The following is an 18,628-nucleotide window of genomic DNA, read 5'->3' on the forward strand; positions in this document are numbered from 1 at the left end:
TTTAGAAATATTTCTAATGGGGACTGTTGTTGAATTTAACTTCTTACTGCAGGAGGGAGAAAAGTTGAACTTCAGAAAGAAGAACTACATCGCAATTATACTCGTTCTCACTATAGTGGCAACTTCTATATGGGCTTTCTACCCTTCAGATTCGAAGGATAGCAGACGTGTAATGGCCATGGGAGATTTCGACGCTGTTACGGCATCAGCAGGAGAAGACAGTTATGATGCGTATTTGACTAGCCACATAAATGCTGGGCGGCCGGAAGAAGTCATCCGAATAGAGGGCGAGAAGTTCTCGGGAACGACTGGAGAAGGGTTCGACATAGCGGACGATTTAGAAGGACTGTCTGGCAAGGCGGTTGTCACTCCGGATAACGGCTCCATTGTGTGGGATGTACTGGTAAAACAAGCGGGTCTGTACAACATAAGGATTCATTATTTGCCGATCGAGGGAAAAAGCTCTGCGATCGAAAGGCAGTTTGCCATTAACGAAAAAGTCCCTTTTAAGGGAGCGGATATATTATTATTCGATCGAGTTTGGGGAAATCGACAGGACGAAATCGAGCGTGACGATCGCGGCAATGAAATCAGGCCAAGGCAGGTAGAAAAACCGGCATGGCAAATCGGAATTTTCACGGATCGAAATGGATATTATGACGAGCCTTACTCCTTTTACTTTGAGAGCGGGCAGCAATCGTTTTCCTTGACGGCCTTAAGGGAACCGATGGCGATTGATTATATTGAGCTGTATCAGGAACCAGTTTTGTATTCGTATGAGGATATGAAGAAAGAGTATGAGACCAAAGGAATCAAGGCAGTATCGGATCAATACCTTGAAATACAAGCGGAGGACGCGGTCGCCAAATCATCTCCTACGTTATATCCGCTGGCGGACCGATCGAGTCCGACGGTCATCCCTTACAATGTGTCGAAGCTTCGAATCAATACGATCGGCGGAACGAACTGGAAGCTTCCTGGACAGTGGATCGAGTGGGAGTTTGAAGCCCCAGAAGACGGCTTATATCAAATCGCGTTAAAGCAAAAGCAGGATACACTGCGCGGCATATACGCCACTCGAAGCCTGACGATCGACGGAGAGACTCCTTTCCTGGAAATGAAGCGCTTACGCTTTAATTTCAACATGGATTGGGAGATGAACGTACTGGGCGATGAAGAAGAGCCGTATTTGTTCCATTTGTCCAAGGGAACGCATCGCATTCGAATGGAAGTTTCACTCGGCGATATCGCCCCGCTCATTCGAACGATTGAATCCAGCGTGCTGCAGCTTAATGAGATGTATCGGAAAATATTGATGATCACGTCAAATACGCCCGATCCGTTCCGTGATTACCAATTAGGGAAGCGGATACCGGATATGGTTAAGACATTCGAAGAGCAAGCCGTAATCATACAGAACGTAGCCGATTATTTAGAGAAATCGACAGGAGAGCGGAGCGACAAAGTAGCCGTTCTTCATACAATGGTTGGTCAATTAAAGGAAATGATCAAAAATCCGGAAACGGTTGGCAATCGCTTAACCGCATTTAAAACGAATGTCGGGGGATTAGGCACGTGGATTCTCACGGTTCGCGAGCAACCGATTAAGCTGGACTATCTCATTGTGTCCTCTCCAGACAAGAAGCTTCCGAGAGCGGGAGCGACTTTTTTTCAAGAGATGAAGCATGAGCTTGGTGCGTACTTTGCTTCTTATACCGAGGACTATGACAGCATCGGCAATACGGGAGGAGAGCAGGACCGTAAAATAACGGTGTGGATTACAACGGGGCGGGATCAAGCACAGGTGCTTAAGAGCTTAATCGACGATTCCTTCACGCCGGAGTCGAATGTCGCGATAGATTTAAGGCTTGTACCGGGGAACATCTTGCTTCCGGCAACACTGGCAGACGAGGGACCTGACGTTGCCATGCAAATCGGTGAGGACATTCCCGTGAATTATGCGATGCGGGATGCTGCGACAGACTTGACCCAGTTTAGTGATTTCGATGAAGTAGCCTCGCGTTTCCATGACAGTGGACTTACGCCTTACAAGTACGATCAAGGCGTTTATGCACTGCCTGAGCAGCAGTCGTTCCCGATGCTGTTCTATCGGAAGGATATTCTTGAGGAGCTAGGGCTTGCGCCGCCAAAGACATGGCAGGATATTTACAACATGATTTCCGTCCTCCAGAAGCACAACATGGAGTTCTGGCTGCCAATCGAGGCTACGAACGCAAGTCTCGTACCGAATGCGACCTTCTCTATGCTGCTTTATCAGAATGGCGGCGAATTCTATCGTGATGACGATAAGAAGAGTGCGCTTGATACGGATTTATCTATGGAAATGTTTAAGAAGTGGACGCAATTTTATACGAACTACAAATTCCCGGTATTGGCAGACTTCCCGAACCGATTCCGTACGGGCGAGATGCCAATCGGCATTGCGGACTATACAACGTATAACATGCTGACGGTGCTCGCGCCTGAGATTAAAGGGCTGTGGGAGTTCACGCTCGTTCCTGGTACGGAGCAAGATAACGGAACCGTTAATCATGCGGTAGCCAGTCATACGACTGGCGTTATGATGATGGAGAATGCCGATAATAAGGAAGCGTCTTGGGAATTTATGAAATGGTGGACCAGCAAGGATACGCAAATTGCTTACGGTAGAGAAATGGAAGGTTTAATGGGCGAAGCTGCACGTTATCCAACTGCTAACGTAGAAGCACTTGCAGAATTGCCTTGGCCAATCAAGGATTACAACAATCTGTCCAGTCAGTGGGAGTGGGTTGAAGGCATACCTCAAGTGCCGGGAGGTTATTTCACCGGCCGACATCTGGACAACGCCTTCCGCAGAGTCGTCAACGCGAACGAGAATTCTAGGGAAGCGCTTAACGATTATGTGCTCTACATTAACGATGAAATCGAGATTAAGCGGAAAGAATTTAATTTACCGTAATTGTTTGGGGGTGGAGTTCATTGCAAGCCGAAACAACCAGTCAAGCCGTATCTAATCTTATCCATCCGAAGAAAAAATCGAAGTTGTCCCATGTATGGACGGAACTGAAAAAAAATAAGCATTATTACCTTCTGATGAGCCCATACATGCTTATTTTCTTTACCTTTACGGTCATTCCGGTCGTATTCTCGCTCATACTTAGCTTTTTTTACTTCAACATGCTCGAATTTCCGCGGTTTGTCGGATGGCAGAACTACTCTAGATTATTTCTGAATGACGACATCTTCATGATTGCATTGAAGAACACATTCATCTTCGCAATCATTACCGGTCCGGTCAGCTATATCGCCTGCTTTTTCTTTGCGTGGGTTATTAACGAGCTGTCGCCTAAGATACGGGCGGTTATGACTTTGATCTTCTATGCGCCGGCGATTTCTGGAAACGTGTTTTTTATCTGGCTGATTGTATTTTCGGGCGACCGCTATGGTTATTTGAACGGATTCCTGATTAAATTCGGATTTATTCTGGAGCCGATCCAATGGCTGACTAATGAAAAATACATTCTTATGATTGTCATGATCGTGCAGCTATGGCTCAGCTTAGGCACAAGCTTCCTTGCCTTTATAGCAGGACTGCAAACGATTGATCGGACGCTGATAGAAGCGGGTGTCGTGGACGGAATAAAAAACCGCTGGCAGGAGCTATGGTTCATTACGCTGCCTTCGATGAGGCCGCAGTTGCTGTTCGGCGCCGTTTTGCAAATTACGGGATCTCTCGCGGTGGCCGATATTACGATCGCGCTCGCGGGTTTCCCGAGCGTCAACTATGCGGCGCACACGATTGTAACCCACCTGATGGATTACGGCACGATTCGATTCGAGATGGGTTATGCCTCGGCGATTGCGACCGTTTTGTTCGGTATTATGATCGGGACTAACAAATTGACGCAAAAACTGCTCAGAAAGGTAGGTGAGTAACGTTGGTCGTTAAAATGATGACCGTATTTCGGACGACGAAGCGTCTGAACCGTTCGTTTACGGTTAGCTTCATCTTGTTCGCGTTTCTCGCCGTGTTCGGAGCTTTTATGGTGCTGCCTCTGCTTTATGCAGTGAACAACGCCTTCAAGCCGCTGGACGAATTATTTATATTCCCACCGCGATTCTTTGTGAATAATCCAACATTGGACAATTTCTATGACCTAGTTGCCTTGATGGGCAATTCATGGGTGCCGTTGTCGCGTTATATTGCCAATACTCTGCTCATTACTCTCATCGGAACGGTAGGACATATTTTGCTGGCTTCCGCTGCGGCGTATCCGCTGGCTAAATATCAGTTCCTCGGTTCGAAGACGCTCTTCTCGATCGTCGTTCTGTCGCTGATGTTCTCGGGTCACGTCACAGCGATTCCAAACTATATGGTCATGTCTTGGCTCGGCTGGATCAATACGCATGCATCAATTATCGTTCCATCGCTCGCTTTTCCATTAGGCCTATTTCTAATGAAGCAATTCATGGAGCAGCTTCCGACGGCTTTGCTGGAAGCCGCCAAGATTGATGGAGCGAGCGAGTACCGGATCTATTGGAGCATTGTGATGCCGAACGTGAAGCCAGCGTGGCTCACGCTTATGATTTTGCAGTTTCCTATGCTATGGGGAACAGACGGAGGCAGCTTCATCTACAGTGAGAACCTGAAGACGCTTCATTACGCACTGGGACAGATTACGCTAGGTGGAATCGCGCGCGCGGGCGTCGGAGCGGCCGTCGCGCTCATCTTGATGGTTGTTCCGATCACGCTCTTTGTTATCTCCCAGAGCAGCGTCATTCAGACGATGGCGACTTCCGGGATGAAAGAGTAGAAGGGAGACTTGCACGATGTTGAAGAGTAAAAACAAACGAAGAGCTTATCTCCTTGCGGCCATATGCTGCTTAATTGGCATAAGCACGGGAGGAACGCTTGCTTCTGCTGCGAGTGGCGATTCTTACAACTATTCCGTCTGGGGAGAGACTGTCGTATCTCCTCCCGCTTATGAAGCGACGACTCTAATGACCGGCACTTCGCTTGGTGTAGGTGCGTTTAAAGATCCAAGTGATCTGCACGTGACGGCGGACAATGAAATATATGTACTTGATTCCGGCAATAATCGGATTGTCGTTTTGGACATCAATTATCATCAGAAGGCCATCATCGACACCTTCGATAACGCCGGAGTAACCGATACATTTCTGAATCCTCAAGGTATCTTCGTAACCGAGCAGAAGCATGTGCTGATCGCCGATACAGGAAACAAGCGGGTCGTTCATTTGGATGAGAAAGGCCGTTTGGCGCAAATCGTAGAAAAGCCTGAATCCGATCTGCTGCCGGTCAACTTCAATTTTCAACCGGTGCGGGTCGTCATGGATAAAGCGCAGCGCATCTATGTCATGGCGATAGGTGTGTTCGACGGGCTGATGGAATTTAGCGCGGAGGGTGCGTTCACTTCTTACATCGGCGCGAACCGTGTCTGGGTAGATCCAGTGGAGCTGTTCTGGAAGCGGCTATCGACGAAGGCGCAGCGCAGCCAAATGGTGATGTTCACGCCAACGGAGTTTACCAATATGGACATTAATGACGAAGGCTTCATTTACGCAACTAGCGGAGATTCGGGTGACACCATTCGTAAGCTGAACGCCCAAGGCAATGATATTTTGCGAAGAACCGGTTTTTACAAACCGCAGGGTGATATAAACTTTACGAACGATCTTGGACCTTCCAGACTTATAGACGTCGATATTACGGACAGTGAAATCTATTCGGTTCTTGATTCGAAGAGAGGTCGGATTTTCACTTATAACGGAGACGGGCAATTCATGTACGTGTTCGGAGGCATGGGCAATCGGATTGGCGAGTTCAACACGCCGGTTGCCATTGAACGGGTTGGGGACGATTTCCTCGTTCTGGACAAGGCGTTCGGCGAAATGACGTTGTTCCAGACGACGGAGTACGGCCGGACGTTGAATGAAGCCGTCAGAAGCTATTACCGGGGCGAGGAAGACAAGGCGCTTCAGCTCTATGAGCAGACTATTAATATGAACACGAATTTGGATTTCGCTTATTCCGGCATCGGCAAGGCGATTCTGAGGCAGGGCGACTACAATGATGCGATGCGTTACTTCAAGCAAAGCCTTGATCAACCCAACTATTCCAAGGCGTTTCTCCTTTACCGCAAGGAAGTGCTAAGAGCAAACTTCAGCACCGTTATGACGGTTGTCATCGGATTAGCCGCCGTTACCCTGACCGTAAGGATCTACCGGAAAAAGCAGGCTAGAAAGAGGGGCGTTTCGTTTGAATAAAGAGTACATTACATTTCCATTTTATGTTATCATGCATCCCTTTAACGGTTATTGGGAGCTGAAATACGAACAGAACAAGAAGCTGAACTTGATCTTGTCGTTCGGGATTCTGCTGATGCTTATCTTGACTAACGTACTAAGCAGTCAGTACAGCGGGTTTCTAGTTAACATCTACAATCCTGAATACATGAACAGCTTAATGGAGATCACTTATGTTCTCGTACCAGTCTTATTCTGGTGTGTAGCGAATTGGTCGCTTACAACTCTAATGGATGGTGAAGGTAAATTCGTGGATATCTTCACATCCACCTGCTTCGCACTACTGCCTTTGGTTATTGTCAACTTCCCGTGGATTTGGCTTAGCAATGTCATTTCCATGCAAGAGACAACGTTTTATTATTTTTGCAACAGCTTTGCCGTTCTATGGTCGGTATATCTTCTGTTCGTTGGAAATATGACCGTTCATCAATTCACACCAAGCAAAACAATCGTAACGATTATGCTCTCGCTGATTGCCATTGGGTTCATGGCGTTTCTCTGCTTATTGTTTTTTAGCTTGATTCAACAAATTATTACCTTCATCACGATCTTATATCAAGAAATCACCTTGAGGAATTAGGAAAGGAGGAACGTTAGATGCGTATGGCCAGAAATGCCATCTTGTCCGCGTTTCTCGCAACCGGACTGCTGGTCGCCGGCTGTTCCAGCTCGGGTACCGCAAACCAAGCGGAAGACGCGCAGCAGCTAGAGGCGGCATTCGTGCAAGGAAAGGCGCTTAACGCTTCGTTCACGGATGCGCGTCTTGCCGATATGAAGGGAATCGCCGAGAATGAGCGGCTTAGGCTGTTCATCAACGAGGAGACGGGCGCTATTGCCGTGCTTAACAAAAGCGGAGGCGAAGTATGGCATAGCAATCCCCTCGAAGCGGAGGCTGATCCTGTCGCAACCGGGGTGAATAAGGGTTTGCTGTCCTCGCAATTGAAAATAGATTACTATAACAGCTTCGGACAGGTCAATTCGATTAATACGTTCCTGGACAGCGCCTTGTACGAACAGGTTAAATATGAAACGATTGATAGCGGAGTCAAAGTAACCTATAAATTCGGTAAAGCCGAGAGATCTGCCATGGATCTGCCTCTCATGTTAAGTATGACTCGTTTTGATGAGTTGTCGGGCAAGCTGGATAAGGCAGGTCAACGTGCTTTGCGTATTGGGTATACAAAAAATGAAGATAAAGCGGTCTATGCTCGGAATGACCAAGCGCTGAACGGTCTTCAGCTTGATCGTGCGTTCAAAGCATTCGAGGATGCCGGCTATACGCAAGAGGATCTGGAGAAGGATATGGCTGAACTGAATTTTTCGCAAGATTCGCCTGCACCGAGAATTTTCCTCGCTTCCATTGAGTATAAACTCGATGCGGACTGTCTTGTTGTTAGGGTGCCATCACAGGAAATTCAGTCTCCTAGCGAGTATCCGGTCAGCAACGTTTCAATGCTAAGCTTCTTTGGCGCAGCGGGGAGTAAGGAGAAAGGCTCGATCTTCGTTCCGGACGGCTCCGGGGCTCTCATCTCGTTCAATAACGGCAAGACGAAGTACCCTGCGTACCAGCAGGCGGTATACGGTAATGACCAGGCAATGGAGAGGGTCGAGAACGCTGTTAACGAACAAACCGTTAGGCTGCCGGTTTTCGGTATGATCAGGGACGGCAACGCATTTCTTGGCATTATCGAAGAAGGCGCGCCTGTTGCGACGATCAATGCGGATATCAGCGGCAAATTGAACAGCTACAATTATGTTTATCCGACCTTCAACGTTACGAACAAAGGGGAGCTTACGCTCCAGGCGAACGGATCGGAGCGAACATTGCCGAAATTCCAAGAACAACCGATGAAAAGTGATTTTACGGTGCGTTATGCCTTCCTTACGGGTGAGTCAGCATCGTATCAGGGCATGGCCGAGTATTATCGTCAATATTTGGAGCGCCAGGACGGATTACCGGCTCCGAAGAAGGGGAGCGGGGATAGTGAGCTTCCGTTCTACGTTCAGGTCGTGGGAAGCATTGCGAAACAGAAGCATTTCGTCGGCGTCCCGTACATGACGCTCGAGCCGCTTACCACTTTCAAGCAGACGCAGGAAATGATTAGCGAAATGAAGAAGCTCGGCATCGCCAATATTAAGCTTCGATATGCCGGTTGGTTCAACGGCGGACTCGATCATAAAGTACCCGATGACCTGTCGGTAGACAATGCGATTGGCGGTGCAAAAGGCTTGCGCAGCTTGGCGTTGTTCGCGAAGGAGCAGGGCGTAGAACTTTATCCTGACGTAGCAATTCTAACCGCGCATACGGGGAAGGGATTCGACGAGAAGGAGGAAGCATCGCGTTCTCTGCGTGGCGTACCTTCGTCATTCTATCCTCTTGACCTTGCGCTAGGGCGACGAGACCGCTCGAAGTCCCCATCCTATGTCGTATCGCCGAGGCGTGTCGGTACTTACGTGGATGCCATTCTAAAGGACATGGAAGGTTTCAATACGGACGGGATTTCGCTTCGTGATATGGGAGACAAGTTGAATAGCGATTTCCGCAAAAACAAACAAATCGACCGTACAGAGTCGGAAGATATTTCTACTCAGGCGTTGAACAAAATTCGTGAAGCAAACTTGAATATTTTGGCCGAGGGCGGCAATGCTTACACACTGCCTTACTTATCAGATATTACAAACGCGCCTTTAACGAATAGTCGCTATAAGCTCGAGGATCAAGAAATTCCATTTTTCCAAATGGTGATTCGCGGAAATATCAATTACACAGGTTCGCCTTATAATTTGACCAGCTACACGAATGTAAGACAATATATTCTGAAATGTCTCGAGTACGGCTCCGGCGTATACTTCGAATGGATCCACGCGCCGAATTATAAGGTTAAGGATACTGAATTCAGCAATCTATATGCCGTCAATTACGAGCAGTGGCTGGAGCAGGCTGCATCCATATATGCTGAAGTGAACGGTGTACTGAGTAAAGTTCAGAATGAGCGTATCGTTGCGCACGAGAAGCTAGCCGAAGGCCTGTTCAAAACCGTATATGAAAGCGGGACGTACGTCATCGTTAACTACAATGCGACGAATACAACAATAAACGGGATAACGATAGAAGCCGAGGGCTATGTGACGGGTGGTGAGCAATCTTGAAAACGATAACGAAGCTGGTATTCAGATCAAGAACGTACAACGAGCAGAAGGCTTTGTGGGGCTTTCTCTACGTGCTGCCATGGCTGCTTGGATTTCTATTTTTCTTTTTTATTCCTTTATTGACTTCACTGCAATACAGCTTAAGCTCGATTAAGGCCAATGCGAACGGGATGACAATGAAATATATCGGATTCGCGAACTATATTGAAGCGCTCACGGTCAATACGAGCTTTAATCGAATATTAACGGAATCGGTCGTTAATATGGTCGTAAACGTTCCGCTTATCGTTATTTTCAGCTTGTTTCTGGCTGTGCTGCTGAATCAAAAGTTCGTCGGGAGAGCACTGGCAAGATCGATCTTTTTCCTTCCAGTTATACTTGCTTCCGGCGTCATTGCGACTTTGGAGGCATCAAGTCTGGTGCAAGCGATCAATGAACAAAATGCGAACGGGGGCGTATTCTCGAGCGGCACGATAGAGTTGGCGAACATCATGTTGAGATCCGGAGTCAATGAAGATATTGTTTTGTACCTGATGGATGCTGTCCAAAGGATTTATCAAATCGTCAGTCAATCCGGCGTGCAAATTCTTATTTTCCTAGCTGGGATTCAGACCATCTCGCCGCAGCTGTATGAGGCCTCCAAAATCGAAGGGGCAACGGGGTATGAGGCATTCTGGAAAATTACGTTTCCGATGGTCAGTCCGCTCATACTCGTAAATGTCATTTATACGATTATCGACTCTTTCTCCAGGAACAACATGACGACGCTAATCAAAGAAACCGGCTTTACCACCTTTAATTTCGGGCTTAGCTCGGCGATGGCGTGGATCTACTTCCTGGTCATCATGATCATTCTATTAGTTAGTGCATACTTCATATCCAAGCGGGTCTTCTACCAGGAATAGAAGGAGAGTGAAAACGTTGATATTGGCCCGATTGTTATCGTTGGAAAGCTGGAAGCGAGGGCTGTGGACGATCGTTCGGCTCGTGCTGATCATCGGATTGTCGTTCGTTATCTTGTATCCCATTATTCAAAAAATTTCGACGGCGATCAAAGACAAGGCGGATCTGTATTCGCCGATCGTCGTGTTTATTCCAGAGCACTTTACGCTCGACAATTTCAAGCAAGCGATCTCCATTATGGATTATTGGGAAACGCTGGCAAATACATTTGTTCTATCTAGCATGACGACGATCATGACCGCCGCATCCTGTGCGTTCGCAGGTTATGCGTTCGCCAGGTTAAAGTTCAAAGGAAGCAATCTGCTGTTCGCTGGCGTTATATTAACCATCTTGGTTCCGCCTACGACCATCCTAATTCCGATCTATATGAACTTGAAGGACTTTACGCTGCTAGGCGTGATCCCGCTGCTAACCGGCGGAAAGTCCTTGAATCTGCTTAATTCTTACTGGCCGTTTATTCTAACTTCCCTTACGGCGAATTCGTTGAAGGCGGGGCTGTACATCTTCATCTTCCGGCAGTTTTTCCGTGGTATTCCGAAGGAGGTGGAGGAAGCGGCGTACATCGACGGGGCGGGCGTTGGCTCGACGTTCCTTCGCATCATGCTGCCGAATGCGATTCCGTCCATTGTTACCGTATTGCTCTTCTCCTTTGTGTGGCAGTGGAATGATAGTTTCTTCACGACAACCTATCTGACGTCGAGCAAAGTGATGTCCACGCAGTTGTCGTCCCTTCCTTACAACTTGCAAATTTTGCTAGAAGGCGGCGCAACGACCAACAAAGACCCGTTCTTCATGAGCATGGTGCAGGATACCGGTATTTTGCTTGCGATTCTGCCGCTCGTTATTCTTTATTTGTTCGTTCAAAGATACTTCGTCGAAAGTATCGAGCGTACTGGAATCGTCGGTTAAGAAACGTACTGACGCATGTATAGCGCCTTGGGGGGCCAGCTACTTCGGTCAGCTGCCCGCAGGGCGCTTATTGCTGCTTAGAGGTTTGGTGTGCAAAACAAGATTACGAATGAAAGGTGGGCAAACGAATTGAGTCAAAAAAGAAACAAGCTAATATACAGCATTGTAGCTGCTGTCACCTTAATTGCGGTTGTTGCTGTGCTTATTCTCAATAAGCATCAAGCGGAATCAGTGAATGAAACGGCTGCGCTTCAGACGGAAGCACCTGCTGGCAGCGTCAATACTGAAGATGGCCAGCCTACAAGCACGATTGAAGCGACTCCGGCTCCAACATTGAAGCCAACTCCGACGCCGGATCCATCGGTCGAGCAGGATATTCCATCGCTTGCGGAGACATTCGCTGATTACTTCAAGATCGGAGCTGCCATCGAGCCGGCCCAGATGGAGGGCCTAAAGGCAGAGATGCTCAAGAAGCACGTGAATTGGCTTGTTGCGGAGAACGTGATGAAGCCCGATGCGATTCAACCTACGGAAGGTAAATTCAATTGGGGGAATGCGGATCGAATCGTAGCGTTCGCGAAAGAAAACAACATGGAGGTGCGCTTCCATACCTTGCTTTGGCATAGTCAGGTCGGCGCTTGGTTCTTTAAGGATGCGGAGGGCAAGCCAATGGTTGAGGAGACAGACGCGGCTAAGCGCGAAGCGAACAAAAAGCTGCTGCTGCAGCGAGTCGATACGCATGTCCGCACAATTGTCGAACGATACAAGGACGATATCCAATCATGGGACGTTGTCAATGAAGTAATAGAGCCAGCCGATCCGGACGGGATGCGAGCTAGCGAATGGTATAAAATAACGGGTACAGACTTTATCGAGACGGCATTCCGAGCGGCACGCGAAGCGGGTGGAGCCGAGGCAAAGCTATACATTAATGATTACGGAACGGACAATCCGGCGAAGCGAGACCGATTGTATGAGCTTGTGAAGGAAATGCTGGATAAAGGCGTACCGATCGATGGTGTCGGTCATCAGACCCATATCGACCTATTCGGGCCGACGGTGAATTCTATTATCGAATCGATGAAGAAGTTTGCTGAGCTAGGTCTTGATAATCTCGTTACCGAGCTGGATATGAGTCTCTACGCATGGAACGATCGCAGCGATGTTGGCAGCGATATACCGGTTGATCTGCTGCAGAAGCAGGCGGATAGATATCGCGAGCTGTTTGAGGCTTTCAGAAACAATAAGGACATTCTTAGCGGCGTCCTATTCTGGGGCATCGCGGACGACCATACGTGGTTGAACAGCTTTCCGGTGACGCGTACCAACGCGCCATTCCTGTTCGACAAGCAGCTCCACGCGAAGCCGGCATTCTGGGCAGTCGTCGATCCATCTGGGCAAGTACGACCATAAAAGTATAAAAAGTACCGCCTATAATTTGTGTAGGAAAACCTATAGATAGACGGGTTGTTGCCGAGGTGCATACAGGCTAGACTGGTTGGATGATGGACTAATCCAGCCCTACTAGGAGGAGCTAGCGATGAACAAAACGACAATAACGAACCCGGTCATCTGGGCGGACGTTCCGGATCCGAGCGTGATCCGTGTAGGATCGACCTTCTATATGGTCAGCACAAGCATGCATTCGATGCCAGGCTGTCCGATTATGAAGTCCGAAAACCTGCAGAATTGGGAGCTTGTTAATTACGTGTACGAAACGTTCGAGGATAATGACGCGCACAATTTGCTTGACGGTAAAGGCATTTACGGCAAGGGATCATGGGCTGCCAGCTTACGCTATCGCGACGGTATCTTTTATGTGTGTTTCTCGAGTCTGGATACGAATCAGTTCTATGTGTATACGACTGAGGATATCGAGAACGGGAAATGGGAACGAAGCGTTATTCAAGGACTTCACCATGATCCGAGCATGCTGTTCGACGATGATGGCCGTGTGTTCGTCTTCCACGGCAATGGCGATATTCGGATTACAGAGCTGTCTGAGAATGCAACTGCTCTGAAGCCGGACGGCATCAATCAATTGCTGCTCGAGACGGAACGAGACGGAATTATGCTTCGTGCCGAGGGCTGCCATGCCTACAAAATCAATGGTTATTATTATTTATTCTTCATCGATTGGCCAAATGCAGGTAATAAGCGCCGCAGACAGCTATGCTATCGTTCACGTGATCTGCTCGGTCCATACGAGCACAAGCTAGTACTCGATGATCAAATGGATTATCGGAACAATGGCATCGCACAAGGTGGCATTTTTGATACGTCAGAAGGGGATTGGTATGCGGTACTGTTCCAGGATCACGGGGCCGTTGGCCGTATTCCATGCGTTCTGCCGGTCGTTTGGGATTATGATTGGCCAGTTCTGGGGCAACAGGGCAAAGCGCCAAAGACTCTCGAAGTGAAGCTGCCCAGCTCGGAGACAAAGCCGCTTGTCATCAGTGATGAGTTTGATTACGGGGAGAATCGTCTAGCGCTTCATTGGCAATGGAATCATAATCCTGATAATGGTAAATGGTCGGTAACGGAGCGACCGGGCTGCTTGCGCCTAACGACGGGACATATCACGAATAGCGTAGAATTTGCCCGCAATACGTTAACACAGCGTACAGAAGGTCCGGCATGTGTCGGTACAACGGTTATGGACATCAAGGCTATGAAACCGGGCGACCGTGCAGGGTTAGTGTCGCTGCAATATGCTTTCGGCTCGGTCGGTATTCAGGTCGATGACAACGGCGACTTTTACGTAGCAATGTGCGTCAATGGCAGAGTGGACGACGGTCAAGGCGAAATCACAGTTGAACGCGTAAAGTATGAGGGCGACCAAATCTATTTGCAAATAGAGTGCCAGTTCGATAATGGCGATTGCGAGGATATTGCCTGGTTCCGCTATTCCACGGACGGAGTGAATTGGGTTGTGATCGGAGATCCGTTTCATATGCAATACAGGCTAGAGCATTTTATGGGATACCGATTCGGGCTGTACAATTACGCCACGAAGCAAGCTGGCGGTTTCGTTGATTTCGATTACTTCCGCTATGTGGGTCTGATTTAACTAATTTCGCAACGATAAGGAGAGTGCGCTTGCATGAATTATAACAATCCGGTTATAAGCGGTTTTCATCCGGACCCAAGCGTCTGTCGCTTTGGCGATGATTATTATCTCGTAACGAGTTCCTTCGAATATTTTCCGGGTGTTCCGCTGTTCCACAGCAAGGATCTTGTGAATTGGACGCAGCTCGGCCACGTTCTGACAAGGACCGAGCAGCTCGATCTAAGCCGTGCACCTAGCTCCGGAGGCATATTCGCGCCGACGATCCGCGAGCATAACGGAACGTTCTATATGGTGACGACGAACGTTACCGCCGGCGGTAACTTCTTTGTACATACGAATGATCCGCGCGGGGAATGGTCGAATCCGATATTCGTCGACCATCCCGGCATAGACCCAGACTTGTTCTTCGATGAGGATGGAACATTATATTTCACTTCCTCTGCTCACGGGGATCATGGGCCTGGCATCTATCAAAGCAAGATTGATCCGAAAACCGGCAAAAGGCTGACTGATCCTGCTTTCCTCTGGACGGGAACAGGAGGCCAGTACCCGGAAGCACCGCATATTTATCGTGTCGGCAGTTGGTACTATTTAATGATTGCCGAAGGCGGCACCGAATACGGCCATATGGAAACGATCGCTAGAAGCGAACGTCCGAATGGACCTTTCGCAAGCTGTCCGCACAATCCAATCTTAACCCATCGCAGCCAGTCGAAAACGATTCATGCAACGGGACACGCAGACCTCGTTCAAACGCCGGACGGAGACTGGTGGGCTGTATTTCTTGGCATCAGGCCGCATGGCTATCCGAATAAACACCATCTCGGCAGAGAGACGTTTCTTTCTCCCGTCACATGGACGGAAGAGTGTTGGCCGATCATTGGCGATAACGGAACGGTCAGCGAGACGATGCCGGCAGGCAATCTTCCGCTGCTGCCTGTAGCCGCTGCCCCAGTTCGGGACAACTTCGATGCGGCGGCGCTTGCTCCGTATTGGAATTTTATGCGTTCACCCAACCCGGATAACTGGTCTCTTAGCGAGAAGGATAGTTGTCTAACGCTGCAGGGCAACGAGACGACGTTGAATGAAATCGGAGCGCCTGCATTTCTAGCGAGAAGACAACAGCATTTCGATTGCAGCGTGTCTACGCATATGGAATTTGCACCTCAGCGTGACGGAGAGGAAGCGGGCATTACCGTTTATATGAACGATCGCTTCCATTATGAGATTGCTGTGACTCGTATTGCTGGCGTGTGCAAAGTAATTTTCCGTAGAAAGCTTGGCAGCTTGTGGAAGATCGAGAACGAGGCGCCGTGGCCGTTCGATTCTATCGTGCTTCATGTGAGCGCAAATCGCGACCTGTATGCTTTCGGATTTTCTGATGGCAACGGAGAACCATTCTGGTTCGGTCATGGAGAGACCTCTCTTCTTGCGACGGAAGTGGCTGGCGGATTTACTGGCGTGCTCTTTGCCTTGTATGCGACCGGAAATGGCGCCAAATCGAAGTCGCTTGCCCATTTTGACTGGTTCGATTATGAATCAAAGTAACAAATTATCCATACGAACAATAAAAGCTTTTCCCATATTACCTGGAAAAAGCTATATTCTACTAAATTGGTAATCATATTATGTCTAAAGTCAACCTAAACATGAAGAGGGAGCGATCGGAGAAATGGACAATTCCCGATATGAAGGATCTTTAAAACTTCATAAATCGTTTAGTCAGCAGTTTTTAATTGGTGCAGCTGTAAATATGAAGACACTGGTCACACAACGCGAGTTGCTGGCTTATCATTTCAATAGTTTAACGGCTGAAAATGAGATGAAGTTCGAGCGTTTGCATCCTGCAGAACACCAATATACTTTCGAGGATGCGGATCGAATAATGAATTTCGCGAAAGTAAACGGAATGCAAGTAAGAGGGCATACGCTCGTCTGGCATAATCAAACGCCTGCTTGGGTGTTCGAGAATGAAACTGGAGGTCTAGTTGATCGCGATACGCTGTTGGAGCGAATGAAAGCCCACATCAATACAGTGGTTGGGCGTTATAAGGGTCAAATTTATGCATGGGATGTCGTGAATGAAGCCGTATCTGATAGTAGCGAAGAACAACTGCGTTCGTCCAAATGGTTTGACATCGTCGGTGAGGAATTCATTTCCAAGGCGTTCGAATATGCGCACGAAGCCGATCCCGAAGCGCTGTTGTTCTATAACGATTATAACGAGTCCGTACCTGAGAAGAGGGAAAAAATTTATAGACTGGTAAAATCTCTGAAGGAGAAGGGCGTGCCAATTCATGGTATCGGACTTCAAGCGCATTGGAATCTATCCCATCCGTCACTGCACGATATCCGAACGGCAATTGAACGTTACGCTTCGCTGGGGCTCAAACTGCATATCACGGAGATGGACGTGTCGGTGTTCGAGTTCGAAGATAAACGAACCGATCTGATATCGCCTACTTCCGAGATGATGAGTCTTCAGGAGGATAGGTATTCCCAGTTATTCCAGCTGTTCTGCGAATATAGCAATGTGCTGACGAGCGTGACGTTCTGGGGGGCCGCGGACGATAATACTTGGTTGGACAACTTCCCAGTCAGAGGGCGCAAAAATTGGCCATTGCTGTTCGACAAGGAACAACTGCCGAAAGGATCGTACCACAAGTTGGTCAGCAGATAGCAGAAACGTTTAAAAGCAAGAATATCGTAAAGCTTTCTTTGCTTAGGTGATCATGCAATTAGCTACAACATGAAAGCCCTTCTGCCTGGTTATACCAGGGCTAGAAGGGCTTTCATGTTGTATGGTCATTTATTATATATAGAAATGTCGCTTATATGATGTAGGCGATTCCCTAAATATGCTTTTTTGAATAAGCAGGTGAAAAGATCAGTAATAAGAAATTCTCAATGCAAAATGAGCTGCGAGTGACTATTGTGTGAAACCGAAACCAAGAATTGTAAATCGTTTGCTCTCATGCTCTGACGCCATTCTGATTTCCACGGTATGCTCTTTCGATTGCTGCTCCCGAAATAAAATGAGGGCGTGGCAACGTGTCCACTTGACAGTTTGGGATTCCGCCACCTTCACAAGCTTGCCGTCAACCCAAATATCGGCGTTTCCGAAGTCGTTGCTTCCGGAATTTTTATGAATGAGAAGCAGGCTTTTGCAGTGAATCGTCATCGTGAAGCTGTCGCTGCCGGATTCAGATGTATGCATCCAGTTGTCGGGGAATTGGGCTGTGCCGTATGGATGATCATCCATCTCCGCGAATTGGAGTTCGGTATCGGATGCGTAGAAACTGCCTTCCGTAATCTTTGCTACACTAGTACCATTGTCCCTATCAAGCAAACGAACTTCGGCGAAATCGTTGCCGAACATCGGTGGTTTGTCGAGGACGATTTCCTCTTGATTAGGTGCGCAACGATCGGTCTCCATGAATAGTGAGCGCAAGCAGTCGGCCATGATGAGATGTCCCATATTGGTCGGATGATAGATGTCGCTAAAAAATTGTGACTTGGAAATGACGTTGCCTTCGTCCTTCGACTTTTGAAATTGTTTTGTAACCGCATCCTTTACGCTTACCATGGGAAGATCATAATGATAGCCTACAGGAGAAAGTTGTTCCTGCAGATTCCAATCGTTTTCGAACACGCTGAACAGCAGAATGACGGCAGGTAAATTGGCGGCGGTCAGAATTTTCAGTACGAGACTTTCGTAGCAAATCCCTTTCGTCTCGTCGTCAGCGTCATTGACAGCAAACTCCACGACGACGATGTCCGGCTGAACCGTTCCGTTTCTCAGCACATCTCGCTCATAGCGAATCATGCCCAGTTCAGAAGGCGTACCGCCTAAGCCAGCTTTAATAAACCGAATCTGATTACCTCCGTCCTTACCAAACATCTCTTTAAAAGCGGCATATGTTTGGTGAGCGTAACAGGACGTATGGAGCGGGTCTGCTCCAGCTCCATGAGTAATGGAGCCGCCAATAAAAGCAATCGTAACGTTATCGCCTCTCTTAGCCTTTTCAATGGCGGCTTTCAATCGCTTATTGTTGCCTTTGTCAAGCAGCGATTGGGCGATCATCTCATGATAAGCCTCCGAGTTAACATCAACGAGCTTCTCAGTTGCGTTCAAGGATAGACCATCTGTCATTGTGATTCCCCTTTCTTAGCTTCAATTAGTCTATCTTAGTACAAACCAACCGAACA

General features: G+C 48.1%; 13 protein-coding genes. 12 read left to right on the forward strand and 1 reads right to left on the reverse strand.

Features of this window, described 5'->3' with window-relative positions:
- Positions 1-64: 64 nt before the first annotated feature.
- From ACIFSR_RS23360 to ACIFSR_RS23415, 12 genes are all read left to right on the forward strand, one after another.
- On the forward strand, positions 65-2,959 hold the full coding sequence (locus ACIFSR_RS23360) for an extracellular solute-binding protein (protein WP_430060258.1): 2,895 nt from the start codon (positions 65-67) through the stop codon (positions 2,957-2,959).
- Positions 2,960-2,979: 20 nt separating this feature from the next.
- Positions 2,980-3,936: a carbohydrate ABC transporter permease gene (locus ACIFSR_RS23365; protein WP_339204238.1), complete on the forward strand. Its 957-nt coding sequence runs from the start codon at positions 2,980-2,982 to the stop codon at positions 3,934-3,936.
- A 14-nt stretch (positions 3,937-3,950) separates the two neighbouring features.
- Positions 3,951-4,814 (forward strand): carbohydrate ABC transporter permease, encoded by an 864-nt coding sequence (locus ACIFSR_RS23370; protein WP_339204237.1) that lies wholly within the window; start codon positions 3,951-3,953, stop codon positions 4,812-4,814.
- Between the two features lie 16 nt (positions 4,815-4,830).
- Positions 4,831-6,288: a hypothetical protein gene (locus tag ACIFSR_RS23375; protein WP_339204236.1), complete on the forward strand. Its 1,458-nt coding sequence runs from the start codon at positions 4,831-4,833 to the stop codon at positions 6,286-6,288.
- The gene (locus ACIFSR_RS23380; RefSeq protein ID WP_339204235.1) at positions 6,281-6,907 is read left to right on the forward strand and encodes a Yip1 family protein; all 627 of its coding nucleotides are present in this window, start codon (positions 6,281-6,283) and stop codon (positions 6,905-6,907) included. Before ACIFSR_RS23375 ends, ACIFSR_RS23380 begins: the two co-directional genes overlap by 8 nt.
- 17 nt (positions 6,908-6,924) lie before the next feature.
- On the forward strand, positions 6,925-9,477 hold the full coding sequence (locus ACIFSR_RS23385; RefSeq protein ID WP_430060261.1) for a DUF5696 domain-containing protein: 2,553 nt from the start codon (positions 6,925-6,927) through the stop codon (positions 9,475-9,477).
- Complete coding sequence (locus tag ACIFSR_RS23390) at positions 9,474-10,382, forward strand: carbohydrate ABC transporter permease (protein WP_339204233.1); 909 nt, start codon at positions 9,474-9,476, stop codon at positions 10,380-10,382. The genes ACIFSR_RS23385 and ACIFSR_RS23390 overlap by 4 nt, the downstream gene beginning before the upstream one ends.
- Before the next feature lie 16 nt (positions 10,383-10,398).
- Entirely contained in the window at positions 10,399-11,349 is a 951-nt protein-coding gene (locus ACIFSR_RS23395; RefSeq protein ID WP_339209718.1) for a carbohydrate ABC transporter permease, read from the forward strand.
- A gap of 129 nt (positions 11,350-11,478) precedes the next feature.
- Positions 11,479-12,762, forward strand: a complete 1,284-nt coding sequence (locus ACIFSR_RS23400; protein ID WP_430060263.1) for an endo-1,4-beta-xylanase — start codon at positions 11,479-11,481, stop codon at positions 12,760-12,762.
- 127 nt (positions 12,763-12,889) lie between these two features.
- Entirely contained in the window at positions 12,890-14,419 is a 1,530-nt protein-coding gene (locus tag ACIFSR_RS23405) for a glycoside hydrolase family 43 protein (RefSeq protein ID WP_430060265.1), read from the forward strand.
- A 33-nt stretch (positions 14,420-14,452) separates the two neighbouring features.
- A complete protein-coding gene (locus tag ACIFSR_RS23410) occupies positions 14,453-15,967 on the forward strand; it encodes a glycoside hydrolase family 43 protein (RefSeq protein WP_430060267.1) in 1,515 nt (504 codons plus the stop codon).
- A 124-nt stretch (positions 15,968-16,091) separates the two neighbouring features.
- On the forward strand, positions 16,092-17,099 hold the full coding sequence (locus tag ACIFSR_RS23415) for an endo-1,4-beta-xylanase (RefSeq protein ID WP_430060269.1): 1,008 nt from the start codon (positions 16,092-16,094) through the stop codon (positions 17,097-17,099).
- 249 nt (positions 17,100-17,348) lie between these two features.
- Here the strand turns inward: ACIFSR_RS23415 and ACIFSR_RS23420 are convergent, their stop codons facing one another.
- The gene (locus ACIFSR_RS23420; RefSeq protein ID WP_339204228.1) at positions 17,349-18,572 is read right to left on the reverse strand and encodes an SGNH/GDSL hydrolase family protein; all 1,224 of its coding nucleotides are present in this window, start codon (positions 18,570-18,572) and stop codon (positions 17,349-17,351) included.
- Positions 18,573-18,628: the final 56 nt, after the last annotated feature.

This window comes from Paenibacillus sp. NRS-1760 (assembly GCF_050467785.1).
Taxonomy (GTDB): Bacteria; Bacillota; Bacilli; order Paenibacillales; family Paenibacillaceae; genus Pristimantibacillus.